The sequence below is a fragment of the Klebsiella sp. M5al genome (assembly GCF_002090195.1).
Classification (GTDB): Bacteria; Pseudomonadota; Gammaproteobacteria; order Enterobacterales; family Enterobacteriaceae; genus Klebsiella; species Klebsiella grimontii.
In genome coordinates, this window is the sequence record NZ_CP020657.1 from 526,726 (window position 1) to 540,524 (window position 13,799).

At 55.9% G+C, this 13,799-nt stretch carries 15 protein-coding genes; 10 read left to right on the forward strand and 5 right to left on the reverse strand.

Features of this window, described 5'->3' with window-relative positions:
* The first annotated feature begins 10 nt into the window (after window positions 1–10).
* On the forward strand, window positions 11–2,458 hold the full coding sequence (rnr, locus tag BWI76_RS02575; RefSeq protein ID WP_004871099.1) for a ribonuclease R: 2,448 nt from the start codon (window positions 11–13) through the stop codon (window positions 2,456–2,458).
* Between the two features lie 85 nt (window positions 2,459–2,543).
* Window positions 2,544–3,275: a 23S rRNA (guanosine(2251)-2'-O)-methyltransferase RlmB gene (gene rlmB / locus BWI76_RS02580; protein ID WP_004871097.1), complete on the forward strand. Its 732-nt coding sequence runs from the start codon at window positions 2,544–2,546 to the stop codon at window positions 3,273–3,275.
* A gap of 45 nt (window positions 3,276–3,320) precedes the next feature.
* On the opposite strand, the gene BWI76_RS02585 is transcribed toward rlmB, so the two are convergent.
* On the reverse strand, window positions 3,321–3,674 hold the full coding sequence (locus BWI76_RS02585; protein ID WP_004871096.1) for a hypothetical protein: 354 nt from the start codon (window positions 3,672–3,674) through the stop codon (window positions 3,321–3,323).
* 105 nt (window positions 3,675–3,779) lie between these two features.
* Between BWI76_RS02585 and BWI76_RS02590 the strand changes: the two genes are divergently transcribed.
* Window positions 3,780–5,417, forward strand: a complete 1,638-nt coding sequence (locus BWI76_RS02590) for an isovaleryl-CoA dehydrogenase (protein WP_004871094.1) — start codon at window positions 3,780–3,782, stop codon at window positions 5,415–5,417.
* Here the strand turns inward: BWI76_RS02590 and yjfN are convergent.
* Both yjfN and bsmA read right to left on the reverse strand, forming a co-directional pair.
* Window positions 5,408–5,683, reverse strand: coding sequence for a DUF1471 family protease activator YjfN (gene yjfN, locus BWI76_RS02595; protein ID WP_004871092.1), 276 nt, complete (start codon window positions 5,681–5,683; stop codon window positions 5,408–5,410). The genes BWI76_RS02590 and yjfN overlap by 10 nt on opposite strands.
* A 138-nt stretch (window positions 5,684–5,821) precedes the next feature.
* Window positions 5,822–6,130: a biofilm peroxide resistance protein BsmA gene (gene bsmA, locus BWI76_RS02600; protein ID WP_024360258.1), complete on the reverse strand. Its 309-nt coding sequence runs from the start codon at window positions 6,128–6,130 to the stop codon at window positions 5,822–5,824.
* A 197-nt stretch (window positions 6,131–6,327) separates the two neighbouring features.
* Between bsmA and yjfP the strand changes: the two genes are divergently transcribed.
* A complete protein-coding gene (yjfP, locus tag BWI76_RS02605; RefSeq protein ID WP_004871088.1) occupies window positions 6,328–7,044 on the forward strand; it encodes an esterase in 717 nt (238 codons plus the stop codon).
* Here yjfP and ulaR read toward each other — a convergent pair.
* Both ulaR and ulaG read right to left on the reverse strand, forming a co-directional pair.
* Window positions 7,041–7,796: an HTH-type transcriptional regulator UlaR gene (gene ulaR, locus BWI76_RS02610; RefSeq protein ID WP_004871087.1), complete on the reverse strand. Its 756-nt coding sequence runs from the start codon at window positions 7,794–7,796 to the stop codon at window positions 7,041–7,043. The two genes, yjfP and ulaR, sit on opposite strands and share 4 nt — an antisense overlap.
* 106 nt (window positions 7,797–7,902) lie before the next feature.
* On the reverse strand, window positions 7,903–8,967 hold the full coding sequence (ulaG, locus tag BWI76_RS02615; RefSeq protein WP_024360260.1) for an L-ascorbate 6-phosphate lactonase: 1,065 nt from the start codon (window positions 8,965–8,967) through the stop codon (window positions 7,903–7,905).
* Window positions 8,968–9,331: 364 nt separating this feature from the next.
* On the opposite strand from ulaG, the gene ulaA reads away from it, so the two are divergent.
* From ulaA to BWI76_RS02645, 6 genes are read left to right on the forward strand one after another with little or no spacing between them, the layout of a single operon-like run.
* Window positions 9,332–10,732, forward strand: a complete 1,401-nt coding sequence (ulaA, locus tag BWI76_RS02620; RefSeq protein WP_004871084.1) for a PTS ascorbate transporter subunit IIC — start codon at window positions 9,332–9,334, stop codon at window positions 10,730–10,732.
* Between the two features lie 12 nt (window positions 10,733–10,744).
* Complete coding sequence (ulaB, locus tag BWI76_RS02625) at window positions 10,745–11,050, forward strand: PTS ascorbate transporter subunit IIB (RefSeq protein ID WP_004109091.1); 306 nt, start codon at window positions 10,745–10,747, stop codon at window positions 11,048–11,050.
* Between the two features lie 9 nt (window positions 11,051–11,059).
* Window positions 11,060–11,527 (forward strand): PTS ascorbate transporter subunit IIA, encoded by a 468-nt coding sequence (gene ulaC / locus BWI76_RS02630; protein WP_024360261.1) that lies wholly within the window; start codon window positions 11,060–11,062, stop codon window positions 11,525–11,527.
* A 13-nt stretch (window positions 11,528–11,540) separates the two neighbouring features.
* Window positions 11,541–12,191, forward strand: coding sequence for a 3-keto-L-gulonate-6-phosphate decarboxylase UlaD (gene ulaD, locus BWI76_RS02635; RefSeq protein WP_004128129.1), 651 nt, complete (start codon window positions 11,541–11,543; stop codon window positions 12,189–12,191).
* Between the two features lie 9 nt (window positions 12,192–12,200).
* Entirely contained in the window at window positions 12,201–13,055 is an 855-nt protein-coding gene (gene ulaE, locus BWI76_RS02640) for an L-ribulose-5-phosphate 3-epimerase UlaE (RefSeq protein WP_049087215.1), read from the forward strand.
* Window positions 13,055–13,741, forward strand: coding sequence for an L-ribulose-5-phosphate 4-epimerase (locus BWI76_RS02645; RefSeq protein ID WP_024360264.1), 687 nt, complete (start codon window positions 13,055–13,057; stop codon window positions 13,739–13,741). The genes ulaE and BWI76_RS02645 overlap by 1 nt, the downstream gene beginning before the upstream one ends.
* The last annotated feature ends 58 nt before the right edge of the window (window positions 13,742–13,799 follow it).

The following is a 13,799-nucleotide window of genomic DNA, read 5'->3' on the forward strand; positions in this document are numbered from 1 at the left end:
AGGAACCGACATGTCACAAGATCCTTTCCTGGACCGCGAATCTGAAAAATACGCTAATCCAATCCCGAGCCGGGAATTTATCCTCGATCATTTAGCAAAACGCGAAAAACCGGCTAGCCGAGATGAGCTGGCAACAGAGCTGAATATTGAAGGCGAAGAACAACAAGAAGCATTGCGCCGCAGATTGCGCGCAATGGAACGCGATGGTCAGCTGGTCTTTACGCGTCGTCAGTGCTATGCGCTGCCGGAACGTCTTGACCTGCTGAAAGGTATCGTTATTGGCCATCGCGATGGCTATGGCTTCCTGCGCGTGGAAGGCCGTAAAGATGACCTGTATCTGTCGTCTGAGCAGATGAAAACCTGCATTCACGGCGATCAGGTGCTGGCGCAGCCGCTGGGCGCCGACCGTAAAGGCCGTCGGGAAGCACGAATTGTCCGCGTACTGGTGCCAAAAACGGGCCAGATTGTGGGCCGCTACTTTACCGATGCAGGCGTCGGCTTTGTGGTACCGGATGACAGCCGTTTAAGCTTCGATATCCTGATCCCCCCGGAACAGATTATGGGCGCGCGTATGGGCTTTGTCGTGGTGGTTGAGCTGACCCAGCGTCCAACCCGCCGCACTAAAGCGATCGGTAAAATCGTTGAAGTGCTCGGCGACAATATGGGGACCGGCATGGCGGTCGATATGGCCCTGCGCACCCATGAAATCCCCTACGTCTGGCCGCCAGCGGTCGAAAAACAGGTCGCCGGCCTGAAAGAACAGGTACCGGAAGAGGCGAAAAAAGGGCGCGTTGATTTACGCAGCCTGCCGCTGGTCACCATTGATGGCGAAGACGCCCGCGACTTTGATGATGCCGTGTACTGCGAGAAGAAACGCGGCGGCGGCTGGCGTCTGTGGGTGGCGATCGCCGATGTGAGCTACTACGTGCGTCCGGGGACGCCGCTGGATGGCGAAGCGCGCAGCCGCGGCACCTCGGTCTACTTCCCGTCTCAGGTGGTTCCCATGCTGCCTGAAGTGCTCTCTAACGGCCTGTGTTCACTGAATCCCCAGGTCGACAGACTCTGTATGGTTTGCGAAATGACCATTTCAGCCAAGGGGCGTCTGACCGGCTTCAAATTCTACGAAGCGGTGATGAGCTCCCACGCCCGTCTGACCTATACCAAAGTCTGGCATATGCTGCAGGGTGACCAGGATCTGCGCGAGCAGTACGCGCCGCTGGTTAAGCATATTGAAGAGCTGCATAACCTTTACAAAGTGCTGGACGGCGCGCGCGAAGAGCGCGGCGGTATCTCATTTGAGAGTGAAGAAGCTAAATTCATCTTCAATGCTGAACGCCGTATTGAACGCATTGAACAGACTCAGCGTAACGATGCGCACAAGCTGATTGAAGAGTGCATGATCCTGGCGAACATTTCCGCTGCGCGCTTCGTTGAGAAGGCCGAGGAACCGGCCCTGTTCCGTATCCATGACAAACCAAGCACCGAAGCGATTACCGCCTTCCGTTCGGTTCTGGCGGAGCTGGGGCTTGAGCTGCCTGGCGGCAACAAGCCGGAGCCGCGCGACTATGCGGAATTACTGACGTCTATCGCCGATCGTCCGGATGCGGAGATGCTGCAAACCATGCTGCTGCGCTCGATGAAACAGGCGATATACGACCCGGAAAATCGCGGTCACTTTGGCCTGGCGCTGCAATCCTACGCCCACTTCACCTCGCCGATTCGCCGCTATCCTGACCTTTCTCTGCATCGTGCGATCAAGTATTTACTGGCGAAAGAGCAGGGACATAAAGGCAACAGCACCGAGACCGGCGGCTGGCACTACAGCATGGATGAGATGCTGCAGCTGGGGGCGCACTGTTCGATGACCGAACGCCGTGCTGATGAAGCGACGCGCGATGTTTCGGACTGGCTGAAGTGTGATTTCATGTTGGATCAGGTCGGTAACGTCTTTAAGGGCGTGATTGCCAGCGTGACCGGCTTTGGGTTCTTCGTCCGTCTGGATGAGCTGTTTATTGACGGTCTGGTGCACGTCTCTTCCCTCGATAACGACTACTACCGCTTCGATCAGGTAGGGCAGCGTCTGATCGGTGAATCCGGCGGTCAGACCTATCGTTTGGGCGATCGTGTAGAAGTGCGCGTTGAAGCGGTCAACATGGACGAGCGTAAAATTGATTTCTCGCTTATCTCCAGCGAACGCGCGCCGCGCAACGTCGGTAAAACCGAGCGTGAAAAGGCGAAGAAAGGCGCCGGAGGTAAATCGTCCGGGCGCCGCCGCCAGGCGGGCAAGCAGGTGAACTTCGAGCCAGATAGCGCATTCCGCAAGCAGAAAGGCCAATCTCAGCCGAAGTCCGCTCAGCCAAAAGGCGAGAAGAAAGCGAAGAAGCCGTCGGAGAAAACCCAGAAGATCGCCGCAGCGACCAAGGCCAAGCGCGCGGCGAAAAAGAAAATAGCTGAGTAATGATCTCCCTTTGCCCCGGCGTCTCCCACCATCGTGATGGGGCCGGGGTGAAGGGACTGAAAACAGAACCTAAACGAGTAGATAAATGAGTGAAATGATTTACGGCATCCACGCGGTGCAGGCGCTGCTGGAGCGCGCTCCTGAGCGTTTCCAGGAAGTCTTTATTCTGAAAGGCCGTGAGGATAAGCGCCTCATGCCGCTGATCCATGCTCTGGAAGCGCAGGGCGTGGTGATTCAGGTCGCCAGCCGCCAGTTTCTCGATGAGAAAAGCGAAGGCGCCGTTCATCAGGGGATTATTGCCCGCGTGAAGCCCGGACGTCAGTATCAGGAGAACGATCTGCCGGATCTGATCGCCTCTCTCGATCGGCCGTTCTTTTTGATCCTCGACGGCGTGACCGATCCGCACAACCTCGGCGCCTGTTTACGTAGCGCCGACGCCGCTGGCGTGCATGCGGTGATTGTCCCCAAAGACCGCTCTGCGCAGCTGAACGCCACGGCGAAAAAAGTGGCCTGCGGCGCGGCGGAAAACGTCCCGCTGATCCGCGTCACCAACCTGGCCCGCACCATGCGTCTGCTGCAGGAAGAGAACGTCTGGATCGTCGGGACCGCCTGTGAGGCCGACCATACCCTGTTCCAGAGCAAGATGACCGGATCGCTGGCTTTGGTGATGGGCGCGGAAGGCGAAGGCATGCGTCGCCTGACTCGCGAACACTGCGATGAGTTGATCAGCATTCCGATGGCCGGTAGCGTGTCGTCGCTGAACGTATCGGTTGCAACCGGTATTTGCCTGTTTGAAGCGGTGCGCCAGCGCAGCTAATCTCTTCTTTCTGAATAAGCCATTCTCCGGAATGGCTTATCTTCATCAGTCCTGTTCATCCTCTCGCTCTCTCTGACGGGCGATTTCGAGACCTCTTTCCACATAGTTCAACACCTGGCTCAAGAGTAATTCATCTCCCGGTTCATCTCCCGTTTGTTCGATGAATTTAAGCCGCGCGCCTCGATGCTTTAATACCTTGATGAGATTAAGAAAATTTCCAATGGGGTTCTGCTCTTCCAGAATGTCTGCGCAGATCGTGTCTTCATCAAATGACGTGACGTAACCCGAAGCGTTCAGGTTCTGTTTGATGGCGTTGATAGCGAGATGGGGAAAATGGCGGCGGATAAGCGGGATATAGATCAGCGCGTTTTCCCGATCTTCAATAATTAAATGAATCATGAAATTCCCTTTCTGATTGTGAGAGAACTTTATAACAGAGTTCTCTGACGGAAAGTGCGCCGTTGTCCATACTTATGCATAGAGCCATTGAAGGAGGGAAACATAATGCACTGGCAAACTCATACCGTATTTAATCAACCCTCGCCGCTGTGCAACAGCAACTTGTTCTTGTCCGATACCGCCCTGCGTGAAGCCGTCGTCCGCGAAGGCGCGGGCTGGGATGGCGATCTGCTGGCGAGCATTGGTCAACAGCTGGGGACGGCGGAATCGCTGGAGCTGGGGCGCCTGGCCAACAGCAACCCGCCGGAACTGCTGCGCTATGACGCCACGGGATCGCGGCTTGACGATGTTCGTTTCCATCCGGCCTGGCATCTCCTGATGCAGGGACTATGCGCTAACCGGGTACATAACCTTGCCTGGCAGGAGGACGCTCGAGAAGGCGCTTTCGTTGCCCGCGCTGCCCGCTTTATGCTGCACGCGCAGGTAGAAGCGGGAACCCTGTGTCCCATCACCATGACCTTTGCCGCTATCCCATTGCTGCAGCGTTCCTTACCCAGGCCCTTTAGCGACTGGTTATCACCGCTATTAAGCGATCGCTACGATCCGCATCTGATACCGGGAAATCAGAAACGCGGGCTGCTTATCGGCATGGGGATGACTGAAAAGCAGGGGGGATCTGATGTCCTGAGCAACACGACCCGTGCGGAGAAGACCGCCGAAGGCTTTTATCATCTGATTGGACATAAATGGTTTTTCTCCGTGCCGCAGAGCGATGCTCATCTGGTGCTGGCGCAGGCGCCGGCGGGGCTCTCCTGCTTTTTTGTTCCGCGCCTGCTGCCGGACGGTCAGCGTAACGGCGTACATCTGGAGAGGCTGAAAGATAAATTGGGTAACCGCGCGAACGCCAGCAGTGAAGTCGAGTTTTTCAACGCTTGCGGTTGGCTGGTCGGAGAAGAGGGGGATGGCGTCCGGCAAATTCTCAAAATGGGCGGCCTGACCCGCTTTGACTGCGCCCTGGGCAGCCATGCGCTGATGCGCCGGGCCTATTCGGTGGCGCTGTACCATGCCCTGCAGCGTCAGGCGTTTGGCAAAAATCTGGTCGATCAGCCGATGATGCGTCAGGTGCTGGGGCAGATGGCGCTGCGGCTTGAAGGGCAAACCGCGTTTCTGTTCCGCCTGGCGCGGGCATGGGACAGGCGCGATGATGCGCAGGAAGCGCTATGGGCAAGGTTGTTCACGCCCGCGGCGAAATTTGCTATCTGCAAATCCGGGATCGCCTTCGTCGCCGAGGCGATGGAGGTGCTGGGCGGCTCCGGCTACTGTGAAGAAAGTGAACTGCCGCGTTTGTACCGTGAAATGCCGGTAAACAGCATCTGGGAAGGTTCAGGGAATATTATGTGTCTGGACGTGATGCGGGTTCTGATGAAGCAGCCGGCGGCGCTTGAGCTTCTGGCGGCGGAGTGCGCGGAAGTGAAAGGGCAAAATCGTCATTTCGATCGGGCGTGGCGGCAGCTGCAGCAGTGGCTACGGCGCCCTCTGGAAGAGCAGGGACGGGAGATTACCCGGCTGGTTTATCTGCTTGGCGTTGGCGCGCAGGTATTACGCTTCGCTTCACCGCCGCTGGCTGAAGCCTGGTGCCGGATGATGCTCGATACGCGCGGCGGCATGCGCCTGGATGAGCAAACGCTCGACGACTTACTGTTACGGGCAATGGGGCGCGGACGCCAGGCGCCTCAGGCATAAAGAATGGCCTGTACCCGCCAGTTATCCGGCTGCTGCTCCTCGTACATCTGGACGATGCGATACCAGGACGCGCCCTGCTCGTCGGCCTGCACGGCGATGGCGTGCTCCACATCCTGCTGGCTGCCGGAGATGTTGTTAACGCAAATCAGGCCAATTTCGTTCAGGCCAGTTACGCAGTCAGCGCTGGCAAACTCCGCCGACTGCGCGGAAGTATTGGCCGTGGCGGAGGTCAGCATCAGGCTGGGTAGGGTAAAAGTTCGTTTCATCGTCAGCTCCATTTCACATAGTCCTGAGGGCAGTCCGTTGCTAACGTTCTGCCAGGTTTACGGCTGGCTGAACGTTATTAGGCGCAGGAGAACGTGAATGGATGCAAAGCAGTGTCAAGCTGGCTTAAAGGTTGACCGCTATTGACGGTACAAAATTGCCTGCGAATACCACTGGCCTGGAACCATGGTGTCATCAATCATAATGATGACGTAGTAATCCGCCTTAGCCGCCTCTGCTTTGACCTTCAGCGCAGCCTCTACATCCATCGGCGAGCCGTACATTAATACGCTCACCGTCCCCATCTTCTGCAGACCCGTCGTCTGGTTACGCTGGATCTCTTGTGGATGGTTGGTTGCTGGCGGCGGCGCCTTGGGCGTCCCCTGTAGGGCGCTACAGCCGGTTAAAGCGATTGCCAGTAACCACGGTGTAAACCTACGCATAACCATATCTCGTTTCCTGTTAGCCATAGTGTAGTGGTAGCCTGAATGTCATTGCCGGGGAATGTTCCCAAATTGTTATCCCGTACGCGATTTTCGAATGAAAATATCGTGAAAGCGTAATCTGGTTCTCAAGATTATGAATCATGTGCGAACGCGTGGCTTGAGTACTAACATAACATCACTTTAGAGAAAGGAGACGGTAAATGATCGCACTAGAAATGCGTAACCTTGCGGGCGGGGAGGTTCTCCATGCGTACCCGCAGGGCGCCGCGGATACTCCGCTTCCCTGCATTGTCTTTTATCATGGCTTTACCTCTTCTAAGCTGGTCTACAGCTATTTCGCCGTTGCGCTTGCAGAGGCGGGGTTTCGGGTGATTATGCCTGATGCTGCGGAACACGGCGCGCGCTACCGGGGAGACGAACAGGGGCGGATGCAGCGCTTCTGGCCGATTCTGACGCACAATTTTGTTGAGTTTCCGGCATTACAGGAGGCGATTCGGGAGCAAGGATGGCTTGCGGGCGACAGGCTGGCGGTGGCCGGCGCATCGATGGGTGGAATGACTGCGCTGGGGATTATGACCCATCACCCGGAGCTGAAAAGCGTCGCCTGCCTGATGGGGTCAGGCTATTTCAGTACGCTCTCGCAGACGCTTTTTCCTTCGCCTTCGTGGGAGGCAGGGCAGCTGGCGGAGTGGGACGTCAGCCAGCAGCTGGCGACCCTCGCCAGCCGACCGCTGCTGCTCTGGCACGGCGATGAGGATGATGTGGTACCGCCGGGGGAGACCTTCCGTCTGCAGCAGGCGCTGCAGCAAAACGCACTGGCCGACAACCTAACCTGCATCTGGCAGAAAGGCGTTCGTCACCGCATTACGCCGGAAGCGTTAGCTGCGACGGTGGCTTTTTTTCAACGTCACCTTTAAACGCGAATCACCTGAACGCCCTGATCTTCAAGCTGCTTGAGAATCGCTTCATCCGCCTGTTTACCGGTTATCACCAGGTCGATTTGCCCGGCCTGGCTGAAGAGCATTCCGGCGCGTTCGCCAACTTTGCTGCTGTCGACCAGTACCGCGAGTTTGCCGACGACGTTAAGCATCTTTTGCTCCGCCATCGCCGTCAGCATATCGGTTTTATATAGCCCCTCCGCGGTCAACCCTTTGCCGCTGGTAAACATCCAGTGCCCGGCGTACAGGCTGTTTTCGCTGCCCTGAGGGCTCAGCGTGATGGAGTGGCTACGGTTATACTGCCCGCCCATAATAATGACGCTGTCGTGTTCCTGATCGATCAGGTAGTTAGCCAGCGGCAAATAGTTGGTGATGATCTGCACCGGTTTACCGCACAGTTCTTGCCCAAGCAGGAATGCGGTAGAGCCGCAGTTTATGACGATGCTTTCGCCCGGGTTCACCAGCTGCGAAGCCGCGCGCGCAATCCGTACCTTCTCATCGTGGTTTTGCGCCTGGTGAATATTCATTGGCGACCAGCGCGGGCGCTGCTCGCTGACGGCTTCTGCGCCGTTGCGGACTTTTTTCAGCTTGCCGCTTTCGTCGAGTTTGTTGATATCGCGTCGTGCCGTCGCCGGAGAAATTCCCAGCCGGGAAATCACCTGCTCCACGGTGACAAATCCCGTTTGTGCCAGCAAATCCAGTAAAATTTGATGTCTTTGCGCTTCCGTCATGAGCAAATCCGATTAAAAGTGATAAGCAAAGATGATATTTGAAATCAGGTGAAAATACTAATGCTGACGGGGATAATTTCCGGCGGGCGGTCCCGCCGGAGAAGCCTTACAGGAAAGACTTAAAGGGCAGGTCCGGCTCCATGGTGAAGCAATCGTCGAATCCGCGCGGATAGTGGTATTCGAAGTTATCTTTATCCAGCGGCCAGGTGAATTTCCCACCCACCTGCCAGATGAAAGGCTTAAAGCCATACTTCAGACGGTCTTTTTTCATTTCCCACAGAACGCGGATTTCCTGCGGATCGGCCTGGAAGTTTGACCAGATATCGTGATGGAACGGGATCACCACTTTGGCATTCAGCGATTCGGCCATGCGCAGGATATCGGCGCTGGTCATTTTGTCGGTGATACCGCGCGGGTTCTCGCCATAGGAACCGAGAGCCACGTCGATCTGGTGTTCGTTACCGTGCTTCGCGTAATAGTTGGAGTAGTGGGAATCGCCGCTATGGTACAGGTTGCCCCCCGGCGTTTTGAACAGGTAGTTCACCGCGCGCTGATCCATTCCGTCCGGCAGTACGCCTGCCGCTTTTTGATCCGCGGGTAAGGTAATCAGAGCCGTACGGTCAAAAGCGTCGAGCGCATGAATTTCAACATCTTTTATTTTGACCACATCGCCCGGCTTCATCACGATGCAGCGCTCTTTCGGTACGCCCCAGCCAATCCACAGATCGACGCAGGTTTGCGGGCCGATAAACGGCACGTCATCGGCGCAGTTCTGCATAACCGCGGCGGCCACGTTCACATCAATGTGATCGTTATGATCGTGGGTAGACAGCACGGCGTCGATCTGGCGAATAGCGAACGGATCGAGAACAAACGGGGTGGTGCGCAGGTTGGGCTGGAGCTTCTTCACGCCGGCCATACGCTGCATCTGGTGGCCGGTTTTCATCAGCGGATTCCCGTGGCTTTGCTTGCCGGTACCGCACCAGAAATCGACGCAGATATTGGCTCCGCCTTCGGATTTCAGCCAGATGCCCGTACAACCCAACCACCACATCGCAAAGGTGCCCGGCGCAACCTGCTCTTGTTCAATTTCTTCATTCAGCCAGCTACCCCATTCCGGAAAAGTGTTCAGGATCCATGATTCGCGGGTGATGGTTTGCACTTTACTCATTTGTTTTCCCCTCACATATTATCAAAAGTAATCACGATGTGATTTGTTTTGACGAATACTGGCATCGTTTGTTCAGGATTGCAATCCTGAATTTCGCCCTTCATGAGAGGAATAGTGGGGGTTAAAAAGAGGCGGAGGCATACTTCATGATATGCGTGTTATTTTATTTAATTGATTTACATATACTATTTTTCAGGTTATGAAAATGAGAATTAATACCATGACGGATTGTGTGATTATTTGCGGCGTGCGTCACATTTAATCAAATATAATCTTGTTGTGATTATTTTTGATTATTAGAGTGATCGCAACAACCAACCTGGGCGTAGCGTGCGTTCAGAGCGTCCACCTTCTGGAGTGTGTTATGGAGATTCTCTACCACATCTTTACCGTGTTCTTTAACCAGGTTATGACCAACGCCCCGCTGCTGCTGGGTATTGTGACCTGCCTGGGTTATATCCTGCTGCGCAAAAGCGCCAGCGTTATCGTTAAAGGAACAATTAAAACCATTATCGGTTTTATGCTGCTGCAGGCCGGCTCCGGCATTCTGACCAGCACGTTTAAACCGGTGGTGGCGAAAATGTCTGAGGTTTACGGCATCAACGGCGCTATTTCTGATACCTACGCCTCCATGATGGCGACCATTGAGCGGATGGGCGATGCCTACAGCTGGGTGGGCTATGCCGTGCTGTTAGCCCTGGCGCTGAATATTTGTTATGTCCTGCTGCGGCGTATTACCGGTATTCGTACCATCATGCTGACCGGGCACATCATGTTCCAGCAGGCGGGGCTGATTGCCGTCTTTTTTTATATCTTCGGCTACCCGATGTGGACGACGATTATCTGCACGGCGGTGCTGGTGTCGCTCTATTGGGGCATTACCTCGAACATGATGTATAAGCCGACCCAGGAAGTGACCGACGGCTGCGGCTTCTCCATCGGACACCAGCAGCAGTTCGCTTCATGGATTGCTTACAAGGTCGCCCCGTATCTGGGTAAAAAAGAGGAGAGCGTTGAGGATCTCAAGCTGCCGGGCTGGCTGAACATCTTTCACGACAACATCGTCTCCACGGCCATCGTGATGACCATTTTCTTCGGCGCGATTTTGCTCTCCTTCGGCATCGACACCGTACAGGCGATGGCGGGTAAAACTCACTGGACGATCTATATCCTGCAAACCGGCTTCTCGTTCGCCGTCGCTATTTTCATTATCACCCAGGGCGTGCGCATGTTCGTCGCCGAACTTTCTGAAGCGTTCAACGGCATTTCCCAACGCCTGATTCCCGGTGCCGTGCTGGCGATTGACTGCGCCGCGATTTATAGCTTTGCGCCAAATGCCGTCGTCTGGGGCTTTATGTGGGGCACCATCGGCCAGCTGATCGCCGTCGGTATTCTGGTCGGCTTCGGCTCTTCCATTCTGATTATTCCGGGCTTTATCCCAATGTTCTTCTCTAACGCCACCATCGGCGTATTTGCTAACCACTTTGGCGGCTGGCGCGCGGCGCTCAAAATTTGTCTGGTAATGGGGATGATCGAAATTTTTGGCTGCGTCTGGGCGGTGAAGCTGACCGGTATGAGCGCCTGGATGGGTATGGCGGACTGGTCAATTCTGGCGCCGCCGATGATGCAGGGCTTCGCCTCCATCGGTATCGCGTTTATGGCCGTCATCATCATTATCGCACTGGCTTATATGTTCTTCGCAGGGCGCACGCTGCGTGCTGAAGAGGACGCGGAAAAACAACTGGCAGATGCTTCTGCTCAATAAGGAGTTTTGACTATGACCGTACGTATTCTGGCTGTATGTGGCAACGGGCAAGGAAGTTCCATGATCATGAAGATGAAGGTGGACCAGTTTTTGACCCAGTCAAATATCGATCACACGGTGAACAGCTGCGCGGTGGGTGAATACAAAAGTGAACTAAACGGCGCGGACATCATCATCGCCTCCACCCATATCGCCGGTGAGATTAGCGTCTCCGGCAACAAATATGTGGTTGGCGTGCGCAACATGCTCTCGCCTGCGGATTTTGGCCCAAAACTGCTGGAAGTGATCAAAGCGCACTTCCCGCAGGATGTGAAGTAAGGAGACCAAATGAAATTACGCGATTCGCTGGTGGAGAATAACTCCATCCTTCTCCAGGCCGACGCCAGTACCTGGCAGGAAGCCGTCAAGCTGAGCGTTGATTTACTGGTGAAGGCGGATGTCGTTGAGCCGCGCTACTACCAGGCCATTCTCGATGGCGTAGCCCAGCATGGCCCCTATTTTGTGATTGCTCCCGGTCTGGCGATGCCGCACGGCCGCCCGGAAGAGGGGGTTAAGAAAACCGGCTTTGCGCTGGTCACGCTGAAAACGCCGCTGGTTTTTAATCACGAGGATAACGACCCGGTCGATATTCTGATCACCATGGCGGCCGTGGATGCCAATACCCATCAGGAAGTCGGCATCATGCAGATCGTCAACCTGTTTGAAGATGAAGCCAATTTTGACCGTTTACGCGCCTGCCGCACCGCGCAGGAAGTGCTGGAATTAATTGATAACGCCACGGCGGCGGCCGTTTAAAAGGAACACTACAATGTCATTACCTATGTTGCAGGTTGCGCTCGATAATCAATCCATGTCTTCCGCGTATGAAACGACGCGCCTGATAGCCGATGAAGTGGACATTATTGAAGTCGGCACCATTCTTTGTGTGGCTGAAGGCGTACGCGCCGTTCGCGACCTGAAGGCGCTCTATCCCAATAAAATCGTGCTGGCGGACGCCAAAATCGCCGATGCCGGTAAAATTCTCTCCCGCATGTGCTTTGAAGCCAACGCCGATTGGGTCACCGTGATCTGCTGCGCGGACATCAACACCACCAAAGGCGCGCTGGACGTCGCGAAAGAGTTCAACGGCGACGTCCAGATCGAACTGACCGGCTACTGGACCTGGGAGCAGGCGCAGGAGTGGCGCGAAGCGGGTATTCAGCAGGTGGTTTATCACCGTAGCCGCGATGCCCAGGCGGCCGGTGTGGCGTGGGGCGAGGCGGATATCAGCGCGATCAAACGCTTGTCCGAAATGGGCTTTAAAGTCACCGTCACCGGCGGCCTGGCGCTGGAAGATTTACCGCTGTTTAAAGGTATTCCCATTCACGTCTTTATCGCCGGTCGCAGCATTCGCGACGCCGCTTCTCCGGTAGAGGCCGCCCGGCAGTTTAAACGTTCTATCGCCCAGCTGTGGGGCTAAGGAGCGGTCATGCTGTCAAAACAAATTCCGCTCGGTATCTATGAAAAAGCGCTCCCCGCGGGGGAGTGCTGGCAGGAACGCCTACGGCTGGCGAAAGAGCTCGGCTTTGATTTCGTCGAAATGTCGGTCGATGAAACTGACGCCCGTCTGGCGCGGCTCGACTGGAGTCGGGAGCAGCGCCTTGCGCTGGTCAACGCGATTGCTGAAACCGGGGTGCGGGTACCCTCTATGTGCCTGAGCGCCCATCGCCGCTTTCCGCTCGGTAGCGAAGACGACGCGGTTCGGGCGCAGGGCCTGGCGATTATGCGCAAAGCGATTCGGCTGGCGCAGGATGTGGGTATTCGCGTTATCCAACTGGCGGGTTACGACGTTTACTACCAGCAAGCCAATAACGAGACGCGCCGTCGTTTCCGCGACGGGCTAAAAGAGAGCGTCGAAATGGCGAGCCGCGCGCAGGTGACGCTGGCGATGGAAATCATGGACTACCCGCTGATGAACTCGATCAGCAAGGCGTTGGGCTATGCCCACTATCTCAATAATCCGTGGTTCCAGCTTTACCCTGATATCGGCAATCTGTCGGCATGGGATAACGACGTACAGATGGAATTGCAGGCCGGGATCGGGCATATCGTTGCCGTACATGTGAAGGATACTAAACCGGGCGTATTCAAGAACGTGCCGTTTGGCGAAGGCGTTGTCGATTTCGAGCGCTGCTTTGAAACGCTCAGGCAGAGCGGCTATTGCGGCCCGTATCTAATTGAAATGTGGAGCGAAACGACCGACGATCCGGCCGCTGAAGTTGCGAAAGCGCGCGATTGGGTGAAGGCGCGGATGGCCAGCGCCGGTCTGGTGGAGGCGGCATAATGCAAACGTTAAAACAGCAGGTCTTTGACGCTAATATGGATTTGCCGCGTTACGGACTGGTCACTTTTACCTGGGGTAACGTCAGCGCCATCGACCGTGAACGTGGGCTGGTGGCGATTAAGCCCAGCGGCGTCGCCTATGAGACCATGAAAGCGGACGATATGGTGGTAGTCGATCTCGAGGGTAAGGTGGTGGAGGGGCGCTATCGTCCTTCTTCCGATACCGCCACGCACCTGGCGCTGTATCGTCGCTATCCGAGCCTCGGCGGCGTGGTGCATACCCACTCGACGCACGCGACGGCCTGGGCGCAGGCGGGCCTGGCCATTCCCGCGCTGGGGACGACCCACGCGGACTACTTCTTTGGTGATATTCCCTGCACCCGGGCGTTAAGCGCGCAGGAAGTGGCTGAGGCTTATGAGCTGAACACCGGCCGCGTAATTATTGAAACGCTGGGCGACGTTGAGCCGCTGCATACGCCGGGCATCGTGGTCTATCAGCACGGGCCTTTTGCCTGGGGCAAAGATGCGCACGATGCGGTGCATAACGCGGTGGTGATGGAAGAAGTGGCGCGGATGGCGTGGATTGCTCGCGGGATCAACCCGCAGCTGAAGCCCATCGATAGCTGGCTGATGGACAAGCACTTTATGCGTAAGCACGGGCCAGATGCCTATTACGGGCAAAAGTGAAAGACGTGCTCCGGAGCATTCATCTTTATGATGAATCAACCGGTCTGCTCCGGAGCTA